The organism is Ensifer meliloti (assembly GCF_030064585.1).
In the GTDB taxonomy this organism is placed as follows: domain Bacteria; phylum Pseudomonadota; class Alphaproteobacteria; order Rhizobiales; family Rhizobiaceae; genus Sinorhizobium; species Sinorhizobium meliloti.
In genome coordinates this window covers 1,211,401-1,226,849 of sequence record NZ_CP120366.1, presented here as the reverse complement: position 1 = coordinate 1,226,849, position 15,449 = coordinate 1,211,401, and the positions used below count along the sequence as shown (strand labels likewise).

General features: G+C 58.2%; 9 protein-coding genes and 8 pseudogenes. 3 read left to right on the top strand and 14 right to left on the bottom strand.

The window, feature by feature from the left end:
* Positions 1-46: 46 nt before the first annotated feature.
* Positions 47-226, bottom strand: coding sequence for a hypothetical protein (locus PZL22_RS30470; RefSeq protein ID WP_201271949.1), 180 nt, complete (start codon positions 224-226; stop codon positions 47-49).
* Between the two features lie 24 nt (positions 227-250).
* Between PZL22_RS30470 and PZL22_RS31525 the strand changes: the two are divergent.
* Positions 251-1,008: pseudogene (locus PZL22_RS31525) on the top strand (hypothetical protein); the annotation flags it as partial.
* 225 nt (positions 1,009-1,233) lie between these two features.
* Here the strand turns inward: PZL22_RS31525 and PZL22_RS30465 are convergent.
* From PZL22_RS30465 to PZL22_RS30440, 6 genes and pseudogenes are all read right to left on the bottom strand, one after another.
* Positions 1,234-1,522 (bottom strand): annotated as a pseudogene (locus tag PZL22_RS30465) (IS3 family transposase); the annotation flags it as partial.
* A 126-nt stretch (positions 1,523-1,648) separates the two neighbouring features.
* A pseudogene (istB, locus tag PZL22_RS30460) lies at positions 1,649-2,373 on the bottom strand (IS21-like element helper ATPase IstB).
* 12 nt (positions 2,374-2,385) lie between these two features.
* A pseudogene (gene istA / locus PZL22_RS30455) lies at positions 2,386-3,914 on the bottom strand (IS21 family transposase).
* Positions 3,915-4,107: 193 nt separating this feature from the next.
* A pseudogene (locus PZL22_RS30450) lies at positions 4,108-4,224 on the bottom strand (transposase); the annotation flags it as partial.
* A gap of 23 nt (positions 4,225-4,247) precedes the next feature.
* On the bottom strand, positions 4,248-4,712 hold the full coding sequence (locus PZL22_RS30445) for an IS66 family transposase (protein ID WP_234827300.1): 465 nt from the start codon (positions 4,710-4,712) through the stop codon (positions 4,248-4,250).
* Positions 4,710-4,853 (bottom strand): annotated as a pseudogene (locus tag PZL22_RS30440) (transposase); the annotation flags it as partial. The pseudogene PZL22_RS30440 and the gene PZL22_RS30445, both read right to left, overlap by 3 nt.
* A 142-nt stretch (positions 4,854-4,995) precedes the next feature.
* On the opposite strand from PZL22_RS30440, the pseudogene PZL22_RS30435 reads away from it, so the two are divergent.
* Positions 4,996-6,021, top strand: a pseudogene (locus PZL22_RS30435) (IS110 family RNA-guided transposase).
* Positions 6,022-6,389: 368 nt separating this feature from the next.
* On the opposite strand, the pseudogene PZL22_RS31770 reads toward PZL22_RS30435, so the two are convergent.
* A pseudogene (locus PZL22_RS31770) lies at positions 6,390-6,494 on the bottom strand (transposase); the annotation flags it as partial.
* Positions 6,495-6,722: 228 nt separating this feature from the next.
* Between PZL22_RS31770 and PZL22_RS30430 the strand changes: the two are divergent.
* Positions 6,723-7,669, top strand: a protein-coding gene (locus PZL22_RS30430; protein ID WP_011970797.1) for an IS630-like element ISRm2011-2 family transposase whose coding sequence is annotated in 2 segments (ribosomal slippage) — positions 6,723-7,062 and positions 7,062-7,669 — 948 coding nt in all. Because the reading frame shifts where the segments join, the coding sequence is not laid out codon by codon here.
* Here PZL22_RS30430 and PZL22_RS30425 read toward each other — a convergent pair.
* The 6 genes from PZL22_RS30425 to PZL22_RS30400 all read right to left on the bottom strand — a co-directional run bounded on the left by PZL22_RS30425 (position 7,641) and on the right by PZL22_RS30400 (position 15,329).
* On the bottom strand, positions 7,641-9,320 hold the full coding sequence (locus PZL22_RS30425) for an MFS transporter (protein ID WP_284718746.1): 1,680 nt from the start codon (positions 9,318-9,320) through the stop codon (positions 7,641-7,643). The two genes, PZL22_RS30430 and PZL22_RS30425, sit on opposite strands and share 29 nt — an antisense overlap.
* 374 nt (positions 9,321-9,694) lie before the next feature.
* Positions 9,695-10,708, bottom strand: coding sequence for an ABC transporter ATP-binding protein (locus PZL22_RS30420; RefSeq protein WP_127624187.1), 1,014 nt, complete (start codon positions 10,706-10,708; stop codon positions 9,695-9,697).
* Positions 10,701-11,711 carry an ABC transporter ATP-binding protein gene (locus PZL22_RS30415; RefSeq protein ID WP_088196064.1) on the bottom strand — a complete coding sequence of 337 codons (1,011 nt, stop codon included), beginning with the start codon at positions 11,709-11,711 and terminating at the stop codon, positions 10,701-10,703. The genes PZL22_RS30420 and PZL22_RS30415 overlap by 8 nt, the downstream gene beginning before the upstream one ends.
* Positions 11,708-12,661, bottom strand: a complete 954-nt coding sequence (locus PZL22_RS30410) for an ABC transporter permease (protein WP_088196063.1) — start codon at positions 12,659-12,661, stop codon at positions 11,708-11,710. The genes PZL22_RS30415 and PZL22_RS30410 overlap by 4 nt, the downstream gene beginning before the upstream one ends.
* Positions 12,661-13,659: an ABC transporter permease gene (locus tag PZL22_RS30405; protein ID WP_088196062.1), complete on the bottom strand. Its 999-nt coding sequence runs from the start codon at positions 13,657-13,659 to the stop codon at positions 12,661-12,663. Before PZL22_RS30405 ends, PZL22_RS30410 begins: the two co-directional genes overlap by 1 nt.
* A complete protein-coding gene (locus PZL22_RS30400) occupies positions 13,659-15,329 on the bottom strand; it encodes an ABC transporter substrate-binding protein (RefSeq protein ID WP_127701723.1) in 1,671 nt (556 codons plus the stop codon). Before PZL22_RS30400 ends, PZL22_RS30405 begins: the two co-directional genes overlap by 1 nt.
* Positions 15,330-15,449 lie beyond the last annotated feature (120 nt).

Below are 15,449 nucleotides of genomic sequence, written 5' to 3'. Positions count from 1 at the left end.
GAAATCAAGCTTCAGCGAAGGAATCTTTCCTCATGACATCGCTGGACTAACATTTCATTCCTTCATTCAATCCATCGATCGCCGGACGCGGCCGATTTTCCTGCCAAGCAGGCAGCGAGCCAAAGATAGGCGTCAAGTCTTTTTTCAGTTGCTTGCTTGGACGTACCGCCACGGCCGTTGCCGAATCCCCTTTGCCGTAGAACGCGATCTGACGCTGAGCTGCCACCTTGTTTCCTTCGTTGTTTGAAGCATCTCGGTCGTTCGGACACCGCAGAAGGAGATTTCCGCTCTTACTGAGCAGCTTGCCCCGGCCGGGCCGACGAAATCGGCCAGTGCATCGAAGGCCTCATGAGCGGCGGCATGCGGATCTCCGAAACGATCACTGCTGCAAACCCGGTCGAAGAATACCGCCTTTCCCTCCGCAACGTGCCGGTCTTCGGGTTGCGCCCCGCCTATGTGAAGCTGAAGCGGGCGGCGAATACGAAAACATCAACAGGGCTTTCATTCCCCTGCCGGCCGAGCTTACAGCCCTGGCCAATGCCGAATGCCGTCTCATCCGTGAGGACCGGTTTCGCAAGCAGGAAACGCTTAGGGCGATCGAGGACTCCGTCAGCCGAACGCTGCCCAGTTGTCATGGGCTCATGGACCTGCGCGTCTCCCAGCGCGAGCGCGCCATCGAGTTGGCGGAAAGGGCTTTGTCAGGGTCGCCGAAGTGTCGACCATCTGGAATTCGCCCACCTCGCCAAATCGCGGAAACTGCCTGCCGGTCTCGGCATCTCTGGGCAATTGACGAGGTCTGGTCGCCGATCGCCGTCCGCGTCAACTGCAGCAGGATCCAGACCAAGCTGAACGTCCAGCCCCGCCGGTGTCGTCGGAGCGCGCCGACGAGCTCGCCCGCATGTTGGCGCTTCCCATACAAGCCAGGTCACCGCCGAACAGATGGCCTATCGCGGCAAGGTAAAGGCCGACATCGAAGCGGCGGAGCCGGTCGAAGAGGAGCGGGCGGCATGGCCACCCAGCACCGCACCGTCGATATCGAAGCAGCTGCCAGGTCCTGATGGGGGTCAAAGGCGGCGGCCTAATGCTCAAGCCAGATGCCTTGGCGAGTTGTTTAACCGGAAGGCGAACTCCATTCGCGGTCTCCCGGCGCCGTTCCAAATCGCCAGCCCGGCCGATTGGCTTCGGTCGGAAGGAATGAACTTCTCGAAAATTGCCGAGGCCGTGGGCATCACACCCAACGCGGTCCGATACCATCTGCGATGGGTTGATGTTAGCGCTCCACCCTTCGCGTTCCAGCAGCACATGCACACGGCGGTAGCCGTCTCGCGCGCGTTTCGCAAATATCACGGATACGGCGTTCCAGTAGGTCGACCGATCAAAGTCGCGTGCGCCGCAAGCACGCCGGATCGAGATCGTCCAATCCCGGCACATACCCCTCACCACCTCCCGCTTCCGAGCAGGCCTTGAAGCTTCGCCGAATGACATTCTGCAACATCTCGCGGTCCAGCGTCAGGTCCGCAACGTGCCGATTCCGATGAAGCCGCCCCTTTGTTCCGAGATGATTGCGCCCCCGGTTTCCGGGATGATCTCGCCCCTGTTTAGTGGGGTCTGCAGGCGATGATTGTTGTCAGTTCATTCAGGCGAGGTGTCAAGCTTTGCGCGGTAGATTTCGGTGCAGACTATCGCCGCTCAATTCGATGCGGTGGGCATTGTGGACCAACCTGTCGAGTATGGCATCGGCGCAGGTTGGGTCGCCAATGACGCCGTGCCATGCGGACACGGGAAGTTGGCTGGTAATGATCGTTGATTTGCGTCCATAGCGATCTTCGAGGATTTCCAGCAGGTCGTGGCGGGCCTGTTCGTTGAGCGGCTCGAGCCCCCAATCATCCAGTATCAGGAGCTGAACATGGCCCAAGGTCCGTTGCAGGCGAGCGTAGCGGCCATCACCACGCGCGAGCGCAAGCTGGGCAAACAGCCTTGGGACACGCTGATAGAGAACTGAGCGATCGTCTCGGCAAGCCTTGTGGCCGAGAGCGCAAGCCAACCAACTCTTTCCGACACCCGAGGCCAGATTGTCATGGGCGTTGATCCAGTCGCCACCGAGCAGCTCATGAAGAGAGCACGGTCGAGGCCGCGGTCGGCGCGATAGTCGACATCTTTTGGGTTGGCCTGGTGGCGAAGCTTGGCAAACCTGAGGCGTGCCGCAAGCTTCCGATCGTAACGGGAGCTCCATTCCCGTTCGAGCAGCAGTCCGAGCCATTCGGCGTGCGAGAGATGTTCGCTTTCGCCGTTGGCAACGAGTTCACTGAAGGCCTTTGCCATGCCGGACAGGCCCATGGCATTCAATTTATCCAGTGTTGGATGAGCAAGCATCTTTCGTTCTCCTTAGTGGTAATAGCGGGGGACGCGGATGTTGGCGTGATGGATCGGTTCATGCGGCGCCGCTCCATTTGAGGCAGCCGTCCGGTCAAGGTGATTGTCGAGGATGGATCGCACCGAGCCATAGGTTCGTGCGCCAATCTCCAACGCACGCCCGCAAGCGGCATTGACCCTGTCGCGGCCGAAGCTCTTGTTGAGGCGGATGATGCCGAGGCAAGCTCGAAAGCCCTGCTCGGGATGAGGCCTGTCGGCAAGAATGCGCTCGCACAACAGCGCAACATCCGGCCCCATCGCAGAGGCTTCGCGTTGAATCCGTTCAATCGTCCAGTCGGCAAAGCGGCGATGCGCAGAGGGCATATGATCGGGGATCGTCGTGTGCTTGCCGTTGCCGCTGGAGCGCCGGTGAGCGGCAATTCGCTCGCCCTTGTGGAAGATCTCGATCGTATTGGCGGTGATACGAGCCTCGACCTGCTCGCGGGCAAAGCGATAGGGAACGGAATAATAGTGCCGCTCGATCTCGACGTGATAATCCAGCCCGGCACGCCGGATACGCCATTCGGCAAAGACATAACGTTCGACAGGCAGCGGTCGCAAAGCCAGCGATCAAGCTCCTCGAACAATTGGCGGCGCGTGGCGCCGACACGGCGCAGAACGCGCTTATCATTGAGATCATGGAGCAATTGGCCAATCGCCGCATTGACCTCGGCCAAACTATAGAAGATGCGATGGCGCAGCCGGCCCAACAGCCAACGTTCGACGATACGAACCGCAGCTTCCACTTTCGCCTTGTCCCGCGGGCGTCGCGGCCGCGTCGGCAAGACGGCGCTGCCATAATGGGCCGCCATCCCGCAATACGTCCGGTTTACCTGGGGATCGAAGTGGCAGGCCTTGATGATCGCTACCTTGGCATTGTCGGGAACCAGCAAGGCTGGCGCACCGCCAAAGAACTCCAGCGCCAGGATATGGCATTCAATCCAGTCGGGAAGCGTCTCGCTCCAACGTGCCTGCGCATATGAAAGGCTGGATGCTCCCAGAACCGCCACGAACAGGTGCGCCTGCCGTGTCTTGCCGGACAGCCGATCAATGGCAACCGTGACCGTGTCGCCGGCGTAGTCGACGAACAGCTTGTCGCCGGCCGCGTGATCCTGCCGCATCGTCACAGGCAACTTCATCGCCCAGCCGCGGTAGAGGCCACAGAAGCGACTGTAACGATAGCCCTCCGGATAACGGCTGATGTATTCGTCCCAAAGGATCTGCAGCGTCATATGCTTGCGCTTCAGCTCGCGGTGGACCTGCGTCCAGTCCGGCTCAGGGCTCCGACGATGACCCGTCTTCGTCCCGCCTGCTTTGTAAAGCGCCGCTTCCAGGACTGCATCGCTGATGTCGTCACCCAACGGCCACGATAGCTCCGCAATGGCCGCACGCCGAAGCGTCTCGCGCACCGTCGATGGCGCAGCTCCAACCCGAACCGCGATCGACTTGTGGCCAAGTCCTTGTTCGAAGCGATATCTCAATATCTCGCGGACACGCCGCATCTCCAGTCTCTCCGCAGGCATCCCGTTCCTTCCTCGTCACGTCGAAGGAAGAAACTTCACACCAGCAAAACACCCACGCCAGATGCTTTCCGATGGGGGCGGCATCATCTCGGAATCAGGCGGCGACTATTTCTCGGAATTGGGGGGGCGAGATCATTTCGGAATCAGGGGGCGGATTGCCTCGGAGTTTGCACGCAACGATCTTCTTCAATCGCGCATTCTCGTCCTCGAGTTGCTTCAGCTTCCTCATCTCCGATGGCAACAGACCGGCATATTTCTTCTTCCAGTTGAAGTAGGTCGCCTGGCTGATCGTAAGCGACAAGCTGAGGCCGTTCAGGCGGCGTAGTTCCACGGCATGAGCGCTTCGATTTCTGAACTCGGCCAGCCGTTGGCAATGCGCTCGAGAGTCTGGATGAGCCAGGCAAGCGGATCGACGTTATTCATCTTTGCCGTCTGCAGCAGCGTTGCGATGGTTGCCCAGGTCCTTCCGCCGCCGTCGCTGCCGGCGAAGAGTGAGTTCTTTCGCGTGATCGCCTGTGGCCTGATGGCGCGTTCGACGATGTTGGAGTCGAGCTCGATGCGACCGTCGGTCAGGAAGCGCTCGAACATGGCACGACGCGAGATCGCATAGCGGAGCGCCTCGGCGACGTCTGCGCCGGCGCGCACGACAATGTCACCAATGATAATCTCGACCACCGCGGCAGCCGCGCGCACCGAGGCCCCTGCGCCAGCCGAACGCTGCGGGGAGGCATCGGTCCGAGCGTTACGACGCCAGGCGAAGAGCTGAGAGGGATGAATGCCGATCCGATGGGCGATCGCCGAGACGCTTGCGCCGGGCTCCAATGCCTCTGCCACCGCCCGCGCCTTGAACTCATCCGACCAGCGCCGGCGAAGCTGCCGCGGCGCACCCTCAAGGCGGTCGGCAACAGCTTCGATCATATGGAAGGTTCTAGATGGGGTATTCGGCTTGGCGCCTCATCTTCAGGGTGATTTGGGATTGTAGCCGGGGTGCTGCGCTTCGAGGGGTGATAAAACGTGGTCTGTATCGCAACAGCCACAAGCATTTGAAAGGAAGCGCAGCATGAAGCATTATGTCGGAATGGACGTCTCTGTGAAAGAGACTTCACTGTGCATCGTCGATGAAGCGGGCGGGATTTGCCGAGAGCTAAGGTCTCCAGCCATCCGGATGACCTCATCGAAGTTCTGAATGATCCTGCCTGGCATCTTGTGCGTATCGGTCTTGAAGCTGGACCATTATCGCAGTGGCTTTTCGAAGGCCTTTCGAATGCCGGTTTGCCGGTTGTTTGCATTGAGACCCGTCACACCAAGGCCTTCCTGAAGGCGACCGTGAACAAAACAGATCGCAACGACGCACGTGGCATTGCGCAAATGATGCGGGTTAACCTGTTTCGGCCTGTGCACGTCAAGACGATATCGAGCCAGCAGCGACGCGCTCTCCTCACAGCGCGCAAGCTGATATTGAATAAGATCAGGGACATTGAGAATGATATCCGAGGACTGCTGCGTAATTTCGGTCTCAAGGTTGGCTTGATCGGACGCATTGGCTTTGTGGCGCGGAGAAGAGAACTTCTTGAGGGTATGGTCGATTTGGCAGAAATCATCGAACCGTTACTCTCAGCTAGACAGCAGCTGCGCGAGAGCTTCGAAGTTCTGCACCGCAAGGTGTTATCCATCGTTCGGAATGATGCGACCTGCCGACGCTTGATGACCATTCCGGGCGTTGGGCCGGTTGTCGCTTTGGGCTTTGTCAGCACGATCGACATACCTGGACGCTTTAAAAATTCCAAAGCCGTTGGCCCTGCGTTAGGGCTGACCCCAGTGATGAACCAATCTGGTGAGAGCAATCGCGTCGGCCGAATTTCCCTATGTGGTGACATAATGATGCCGTGAAGCGGCTCAAGTCATGCTGACGGTGGTCAGAAAATGGTCCTGGCTTAAGGCGTGGGCGATGAATATTGCCAAACGTCGCGGCCACCAAAAGGCAATTGTGGCCTTGGCACGCCGACTGGCTGTGATCATGCACCGCATGTGGAGTGATGGTACAGACTTCCAGTGGTCAAAGGACTCCGGACCGGCGAAGGCCTGACCATTTTAGACGACTAGATTCCACCGCCGGTGGAAAGAGGTCCTTCACGGGACGATGAATGAAGTGAGTCCGCTATGGAACTCGTACCGATCGGCTTCACCGACCAGGACGCGTTTTAGATTGTTCAACTTCATTCTACTGACCCCATAATGGGAGGGGCAAATGCCCGATCCCGAAGAGAAGCAAGGCTCCGTGAATGACGTCAACCAACGGTGAAAGTGGAAGGCTCGATAGCGCTTGACCTCAAGACGCCGAATAGAGAAGTTCCAGAACTAGGCGCAGACATAGAAGCTCACTTCGGCTCACAACGTGCGCTACCGATATCCGACCGCCACCCCCCTACGCCAGATGGGGTCTCCTTGCCGCTTACGGCTGATCCCCGCCTTGCGGCAGAACTCCGCAACCGGCACACCTCCATCACCCTGCTTCAGAATGAACGCCTTCGCTGCGTCCGAAAACTGCGATGCCTTCATCGTCTTCCGTTCCTTTCCCAGTCAGGAGAAATCACCGGAAAACTCTAACCAGAATCGGTCCAGTTTGAAGGTTCAGATCACACTGCAAAAGCACAGCTGTTCGTTCGGTGATGGGTTCATGCCGACATCACCTTAGAGCGGGATGCATTTAGGCGGAATCGGAAAGGGGATTCCTTTTTCTGCGCAAATCAGATTCACCATTCAGGCCGGTGAAGGAGGCCGGCCTTTATGGCGAGACCTTTTTCGAATGATCTTCGGGAACGCGTTGTCGATGCGGTGACGGGCGAGGGCCTATCGTGCCGGGCAGCGGCCAAGCGCTTCGGCATCGGCATCAGCACCGCGATCGATTGGGTGCGGCGGTTTCGCGAGACGGGCAGCGCCGCACCCGGCCAGATGGGTGGGCACAAGCCCCGCAAGCTTTCCGGTCCGCACCGGGCTTGGCTGCTTTGCCGCTGCCGCGAGCGCGACTTCACGCTGCACGGACTTGTCGCCGAGTTGAGCGAGCGCGGCCTGAAGGTGGATTATCGCGCCGTCTGGACCTTCGTGCACGAAGAGGGGTTGAGTTATAAAAAAAGACGCTGGTCGCCAGCGAACGGGAGCGGCCCGACGTCGCCCGCCACCGGGCACGATGGCTGAAGCACTGCCCCGGAATTGATCCCGCCCGCCTCGTTTTCATCGATGAGACCTGGACGAAGACGAACATGGCGCCGCTGCGGGGCTGGGCGCCTCGCGGCGAACGACTGGTGGGCTACGCCCCCTTCGGCCATTGGAACACCATGACCTTTGTCGCCGCACTCAGGGCCGACCGCGTCAGCGCTCCCTTTATCCTCGATGGCCCGATCAATGGCGAACGCTTCCGCATCTATGTCCAGCAAGTTCTGGTGCCGGAACTCAAAGCCGGCGACATCGTCATCCTGGACAATCTCGGCTCCCATAAGGGTCAGGAGATCCGCGCCGCCATCCGTAAGGCCGGCGCCCGCCTGTTCTTTCTGCCGAAATATTCCCCCGATCTCAATCCGATCGAAAAGCTCTTCGCCAAAATCAAGCACTGGTTGCGTGAGGCACAGGCCAGATCACGCGACGCAATCCATGACGAACTGCGCCACATTCTCCAAGCCGTCACCCCACAGGAATGCGCAGCCTACTTCAAAGAGGCGGGATATGAACGGGCTTAAATACATACCGCTCTAGGGGCCGTGAAATGACTTCGATGGGCCGGGTGCGCGCTGCGTCCGTCGTACGTTCGATCGAAAGCACCGTCTGCGGCGGAAGCTTACCATCATGCAAGGCCTGGAGATGCTCGACGACCTCCTTGTCAGCGGCAGTGAGCCGAAGGTTTAGGCGAAGAAAGTCGATCCAGGTTGGCGTACGGAATGTCTCGATCCAGACTGACGGCATTTGCAGATTGCGCTGGAGGGTCCAGTTTCGGGCGCCGGCACGGCTTTGAACGTGGCGCCTGGCGCGCATACAGCCCAGAAACGCCTCGATGTTCTCTTCGGGTATGGAATACTCGATCTTGACGCCGATCGGGCCACTCCTGGGCTTCAGGGCAAGTGCCAGTTCGGGCGGATGGAAATCCGAACTTTCCTGGTCCGCTTCTTCCCATGGCCGCACTGGAAACAGTATTCCCGCTGCCGCGACCAGCAACAGAGCCGCTGCCGCTCCCACGAGAGCCCAGGTCAGGGAGTGATTCTGGGCGACAGTACCCCAGACCCAGCTGCCGGCAGCCATGCCGCCAGCGCTCAGGGCGTAGTAGATCGAGAGCGTGCGACCGACAACCCATCTTGGGCTGGCCAGCTGCACCGAGACGTCGATGCCTGTCCAGGTGATGAGCCAGCCGGCACCCCCAAGTGCCAGCGCAAAGGCGGCCACCGTGACCGACGACGTCAGAGCGAGGGAAAGGCAGCATGCTGCACAGGCAACGGAGGCGACCGCCACCAGCTTATTTTGAGACATGATCCGCCTAAGGAAGCTGTTGCTCATGCCGGCGACGAAAGCCCCGCTGCCGAAGCCGGCCAGCAGAATGCCGTAGACGATTGGCCCGCTTGCCAACTGGTCGCGTACGACGATAGGCAGCAGCGCCAGGATAGAGATACTTGCCAAACCGAACAGGGTCGCTCGGGCGACCGCTGACCTGATCTCGAAGGACATTGCCGTGAAGCGCAGCCCGTCATGAATCGCAGTAGTTATTTTCTCGCGCGGTAGAGGCGAAGCGCGCACGTGCCACTTGGTGCGCCAAATAGCGCCAAGCGGCGTCAGATCGCACAGCGCGGCCAAGGCAAAAGCGGTGAGCGGTCCGAAGAAAGCCAGGATTACGCCGCCCAAAGCCGGACCGCCGCTACGCACGATGTTGTATCCGACAGATGTCAGCGTCACCGCGGCCGGAATGTCGCGCTTGTGCAGGATATCGCCGATGGAAGCGTGCCAGGCTGGATCATTCAAGGCGAAGCCGCAGCCGGCGATGAAACCCAGTCCGAGAATGAGCCAGGGACTTATAAATCCGATTCCCACGGAAATCACCAGTGTCGTGGACGCCAACGCCAAAAGGCAGTGTCCTGCAAACATAACCCATCGGCGGCTGAAATTGTCGGCGATGGCGCCGGCGAGGATCGACAGGAAGAATACCGGCAACGTCGACGCAGCCTGGACCAGTGCAACCATCAGATCGGACGCCGAAATGGTTGCCATCAGCCAACTGATGGCAACCGTTTGCACGAGCCACCCGAGACTGGAAATTTGTGAGGCCGTCCAGATCGAACGAAAAACTCCGTTTCTGAGGGGAGCGAGGATTGCTGAACCGGATTGATGGGGGTCGACGTGCTGCATGTCTCTCTGACTTTCAGGCCTTCGAGCCTCGTTGCTGCGTCGCAACAGGATATCCAGCGCTCCCCGAGAAGGGCGGTATAACGTACCGCACAGGAAACCTTTTGGAACTCGGGAAGTGGCTGGTCGGCTCAAGTGCGTTTGACGACCTTGAGAAGTGGCAACGGCTGTTTGCGATGGTCATCCTCAAGCTACTTTTCGCCCAGCCGTGATTGCAGTGACTTCGCCGGATTCCACCAGCGAAGCCAAACCAGTGGCGTCGTGATTGACATATTCCCTCAACTTCATCGTCTTGTTTACTTCCTGAGTAGGGAACTTGATGATTTTGGGGGACCGCGGCGCCTGCCGACGGTTCGATGGTCGGCTCGTTTTAGCAGTCATGAGTGCTGGCTTGTACCAGCCAGCCAACATGCGCTCTGGTGATGTGGACCAACGTCCACGACGGGCGGCTCTTCTTGCCGGCAGCGGTCCATGGCAAGCGGGCAGCGGGGATGGAACCGGCAGCCAGTTGGGATGCGTGCAGCACTCGGCACCTCACCATTGAGCCCAGGAAGGGGATCGGCATTGATCATCGGCCGGACCTTCGGAGTGGCATCCCTGAGAGCAACCGTATAGGGGTGCTTGGGATTGAAAGTGATGTCGTCGGCGCTACCGATTTCCACGATGCGTCCAAGGTACATAACCGCTATCCGGTCGGCGATCGACCACGCAACCGGCAGATCATGCGTGATGAATAGAAGCGCCATGTTCCGTTGCGTACGCAGATCGATCAGGACCTGAAGGATTTGCGCCCGTATCGAAACGTCAAGCATTGACACCGGCTCATCCGCAACGATCAGTTCCGGCTCCACGGCAAGGGCCCCAGCTATCACGACGCGCTGACGTTGGCCGCCGGACAATTCGTGCGGGAAACGAGCGAAGAAGTCCTGTGGCGCATTGAGTCCGGCTGCTGCAAGCGATTTGGCAACGCGCTGCATTATCGCCTCATGACCACTGACCAAGTGCAGAGAGCGCACGCCCTCTGCGACGATATCAAAGATGGTATGCCTGGGATTGAGTGCCTGATAAGCGTCTTGGAAGATCATTTGGACGCGGTGACGGTAAGGACGCAAGGCTAACCCTTCGACCGAGGTCATGTCCCTACCATCAAACACCAGTTTGCCTCCCGTCGGTTGGACTAGTTTGGTGATCACCCGGCCGACAGTTGATTTACCGCTGCCTGACTCGCCGACAACGGCAAGAATTTCTCCGCGGCGAACAGTCAGATCCACCCCGTCAATGGCGCGAACGTGCGCGGCCGGGCGCCCGAACAGGTTGCTGAGCATTCCGCCTCGGCCAGGAAAATGCACTTGGAGATTTTCCAGCGCCATTATGTTTGTGACTTCACCCATTTGATGGAATCCTCGTGTGCTCTGCAGCAGCCGGATAAAGGTGACACGCGACGCGGCCTTGCTCGTGCGCTCCAAGCTCGGGCAAGTCGAGCGCGCAAATGCTCATGGCCGATGGACAGCGTGAGCGGAAAGCACATCCGGACAAGCGGTTCTGCAAAGTCGGCGGATCGCCTGGAATGGGTCGAGAAATCCGCTTTCCGGTGCTTGGATCCGGGATCGAATCGATCAGAAGCTTGGTATAGGGGTGCTTCGGATTGTTGAAGATGCCAGCTACAGTGCCGTCCTCTATGATGCGGCCGGCATACATGATCATCACCCGGTCGCACGATTCCGCCACAACGGACAGATCGTGAGTAATCAGGATCAACGCGAGATTAAGCTCTTTCCTTAGCTTTGTGAGTAGCTTCAGAATTTGGGCTTGTGTGATGACGTCGAGTGCCGTCGTCGGCTCGTCCCCAATGACAACGGAGGGATTGCAAGCAAGTGCCATGGCAATCATCACGCGCTGACGCATGCCCCCAGACAATTCGTGCGGAAACGCTGCTCCCCTCTCTGACGAGATCCCGACGAGTTCCAGGAGCTCCCTTGCGCGTTCCGTGGCCTCATCACGCGCCATCCCGAGTTTGAGCATGCACGGTTCGGCAATCTGCTTTGACACCCGCTGCACCGGGTTGAGAGCATTCATTGCGCCTTGAAACACCACCGAAAGATCGTTCCAACGGTGAGGTCGCATTGCATCGTCATCATCGATCGGAAGGCGCCTGCCTCGGTAGCGGACCCCGCCTGCAGTGACTGCTGCATTAGGCGACAACAAACCTGCAACTGCCATTGCTGTTGTGGTCTTGCCACTTCCGGATTCACCGACCAGGGCAACGGCTTCGCCTGCACGCAGGTCGAAGCTCACATCGCGAACGGCAGGCAAAGAGATGCCCTTCAACTGATAGTTGACGGCAAGATCTACTACCTCAAGCAACGGCTGGCCGGGCGTTTGAGGTGCGTTCATGGGATGGCCCTCCTGCGTGGATTAAAGGTGTCATCGAGGGCGTTGCCTATCAAAACGAAGCTCAGCGATACGATGACCACACAAAGACCCGGAGCGCCGAGATACCACCAGGCACCGGAGCTCGCGGCACCTGCGCGTTGGGCAAGGGCCAGCAGCGTGCCCCAGGAGGGCTGCAAGGGGTCGCCAAGCCCGAGGAACGACAGGGCAGTTTCGGTATAGATCGCATTCGCAACAACCAAGGCGCCGTTGGCCGCAATTTGCGGCACCAGGTTTGGCAGAAGATGGCGCAGCATGATGTTGAGATTGCTTGTTCCAAGCACCCTGGCGCGTTCGACGAATTGCCGCTCACGTAACGTCAGCGTCTGGCTTCGAACAATACGAGCAACGAAGGCCCAGCTGGTCAAGCCAATGACCAGGATGATGACGAACAGAGACGGACGAAAACCCAGGATGTTCCCACTTCGCCCTATAGTTTCCAAAACCACAGGCGTGATCACCAAGGCAAGAACGAAGGATGGAATAACGAAAAAGAAATCCGTCATGCGCATCAAGCAGTTGTCGACCCAACGTCCGTAATAACCCGCTGCCATTCCGACAGTGGTTCCGACCATGAGGCTGATAATCGTCGAAACCAGCGCGATTACGAGCGATGTACGTGCGCCGTGCACAATGAGGTTCAGCACATCGCGACCCGCTTCGTCAGTACCAAGCAGGTTCACTTGGGAGGGTGAGACGAGAAAGTCGCCTGTTGCGTTCACTGCGGTTTGCAGGGGACCGACCAGTAGGTTCGGCATCGCCGCCATGGCAATGCACAGGATCAAGGCGCAAAGCCCTAGCCTGGCTCCGCTGTAGGCCAAGAACTGGCGAAGAAACGATTTGATCGCACGCACTCTGATCCTCCGGCGGTTCTCAGTAGCTGGTATGGTCTCAGTCATCATGATCTCTGTCATTACCGCACCCGCGGGTCGAGGAGGCCGTAGATCAGGTCGGCAATGAGGTTCGCAAACACAATCGAGGCACCGAGTAGAAGGAATATGCCCTGCAGTACGGGATAGTCACGCGCGTTGAGTGCCTCCACGGTCAAGCTGCCGATTCCCGGCCAGGCAAAAACCGCCTCGACGGTGATTGCACCAGCAACAACATAGCCGAGATTGAGCGTGATCAGGGTCACGACAGGAAGCAAAGCATTGCGGAACGCATGCCGCATCAACATTTGGCCGTTGGTTAGTCCCTTGGCCCGCGCCGTCACCATGTAGTCTTCAGTGACAACGTCACTCATTGCTGCTCTTGCAACGACGACGTATTGACCGATTAGCCCCAATGCCACAGCGAGCCCGGGGAGCGTCAGATGGCGCAGACGATCGATCAGCCCCGTCAGAAAACTGCCAGCGCCAGCGCCCGGCGAATATGAACCGTAGCCCGGCAACCAGCCAAGCATGGTACTGAAGGCTACGACGAGCAACATGCCGAGCCAAAAAGGCGGCGTTGAATAAAGCGCCAGGGAAGTGCCTGTTGTGAGATTGTCGATGACTCCACCGCGCCGCCAACCGGCATAGGTCCCCAGGAAGACCCCAAAGATGATCGCGACTATCTGGGCCAGTCCCGCCAAGGCAAGGGTTGCCGGCAAGCGCTCCATGATCAACTCGCCGACGCGTTTTCCCCTAAACTTGAAGCTATAGCCGAAGTCGCCCTGGAGCGTCGTTGAAAGATAGCTGACCAGTTGGTCCGGTACGAGGGGTTTGTCTAGGCCCCAACTCTGCCGCTGGGCCTGCATCTGTTCGGTCGTGACTGAGCTGCGAGCCCCCGCCAACAACATTGCGGCGGGGTCTCCAGGAATAACCCGAAACAACAGGAAGTTGAGGATCGCGACCATCAAAAGCGTGATCACCGCCCTGAACACGACCTGCCCGATGTGATGGCCACTATGGCCGCGTACACCCCCGCTCATCACATCGCCTTCAAGCGATCAAACGGAAAGTAGCTCCACATGGAGAACATGTCTTCTGTTCCCCAACCCTGAAAGCAGTCCTTTCTGCGGGCATCGAGCATGAATGGATAAGCCAGAATGATGTAGGGAGCCTCTTGATAGATGAGGCGCTCAGCTTTATCGACCAACGCTTGACTTTTCTTGATGTCCGCAGTGCCTTCAACTTCGGAAGCTAACCGGTCGAACTCGCTGTTTTGCCAATAAGCATTATTGGATGTATGGTCGCGTTTTCCTAGGACAAGTAAGTCCGTGGCGCTGGGAGTTAACCACGATCCATATACCAGAAGATCCCACGCCCCACCACCCTGGTCCGGTGAGGCCGTGCGTGCTTCTAGCGCTCCTGGATCCAGTTGAATAACCGACACCGGGATTCCGATCTGCCCCAGCCAACCAGCTACCAGTTGGACAGCAGTCACTGGTGTCTCGATGGTGCCTGAGCCCGTTCCGGTAATCAATTCGAGTTGCAATCTGTTTCCGTCTGTATCCTCTCGAACGCCGTCACCATCGGAATCCTTGTAACCTGCTGCATCAAGCCTGCGAGCTGCCTCTTCAAGATCGAAATGGCGCTTTATGTCATCAAGGCCCGAATAGTAATCGGATACAGACGGCATAACCAGACCTACACCGGGATCGGCATGTCCTCTGAAGGCTCTTTCAGCAATCACCTTCTGATCTATGGCGTAACCAATTGCATCGCGGAACGCTTTGTCCTGCAAAGCCTTGGTGCTGCCCGCTCCCTTGCCGGGGGCAGTGTTGAACGCGAGATAATTGCGGGCCTCGGTCCGTCCCTGTCCGACAACGATCGCTTCGTCCTTCGACAAATCGCTCCATTGCGCTGAGGTGAGGTTCATACCGTAGTCGAGGTTCCCGCTCTTTAGCCCTTGCGCGATCGAGTCTGCATTTGGGAAGAACGAGAATATAAGTCCGGCAATGTTCGGCTGCCCTTTGCGGAAATGAGCGTTTGGCGTCAGACCCGCGAACTGTCCTTGCTGGAACTCCGAGACAATCATAGGTCCGGTACCGACCAGCGGCGGTTCGTTGCGAAAGGTGCCGCGTGCATCTGCGTAACTGACAGAACTCCAGATATGCTCTGGGACGATCATGATTGTGTTGTCAACCGGCCATCTAGTGGGGCTCTTGGTAATGATTCGTAGGGTCGTCTCGTCCAAGACCTCGATGGACTCGACTTGCCCCAAGCCCGAAGTATTATTCCACCCCACATTCAATTCATCTGGCATTCCAATAGAGTTCTTGAGATATTCATACGTAAACGCCACATCTTTTGCAGTCGCAGGTTTGCCGTCCGACCACTTCATCCTTGGCCAAATCTTGAAAGTCCATATGAGTTCTTTTTTATCGACAGACCATTCCTTGGCAAATCCGGGCCGGTCAGGATGCCGCTGTGCGTCAACGCCTACGAGAAAGTCATACGTGAACGTCGTTGGCCAGAACGAAGACCATGTAGCAAAGGGATTCATCGTATCAGGGGCGGCCATGCCCGCCACACGAACTATTTGATCGCCACAGGAGACAGAGGCCGCGAAAGCATGTGATGAAGCGATGAAAGGAGCGGCTGTTCCGGCAAGGAGCCCCTTCAAGACAAAGCGGCGGTTGAAATAGAAATCTTCCATTTTTGTTCCCTCTCTTTACCCGAACCTTATTGGTTTCGAGACAACGTTGGATTGTACGCATGAAGACGTGTGGACTGCTACTCAGGATGATCTCGGCGAGCGCACCCTTGGTCCAGATCA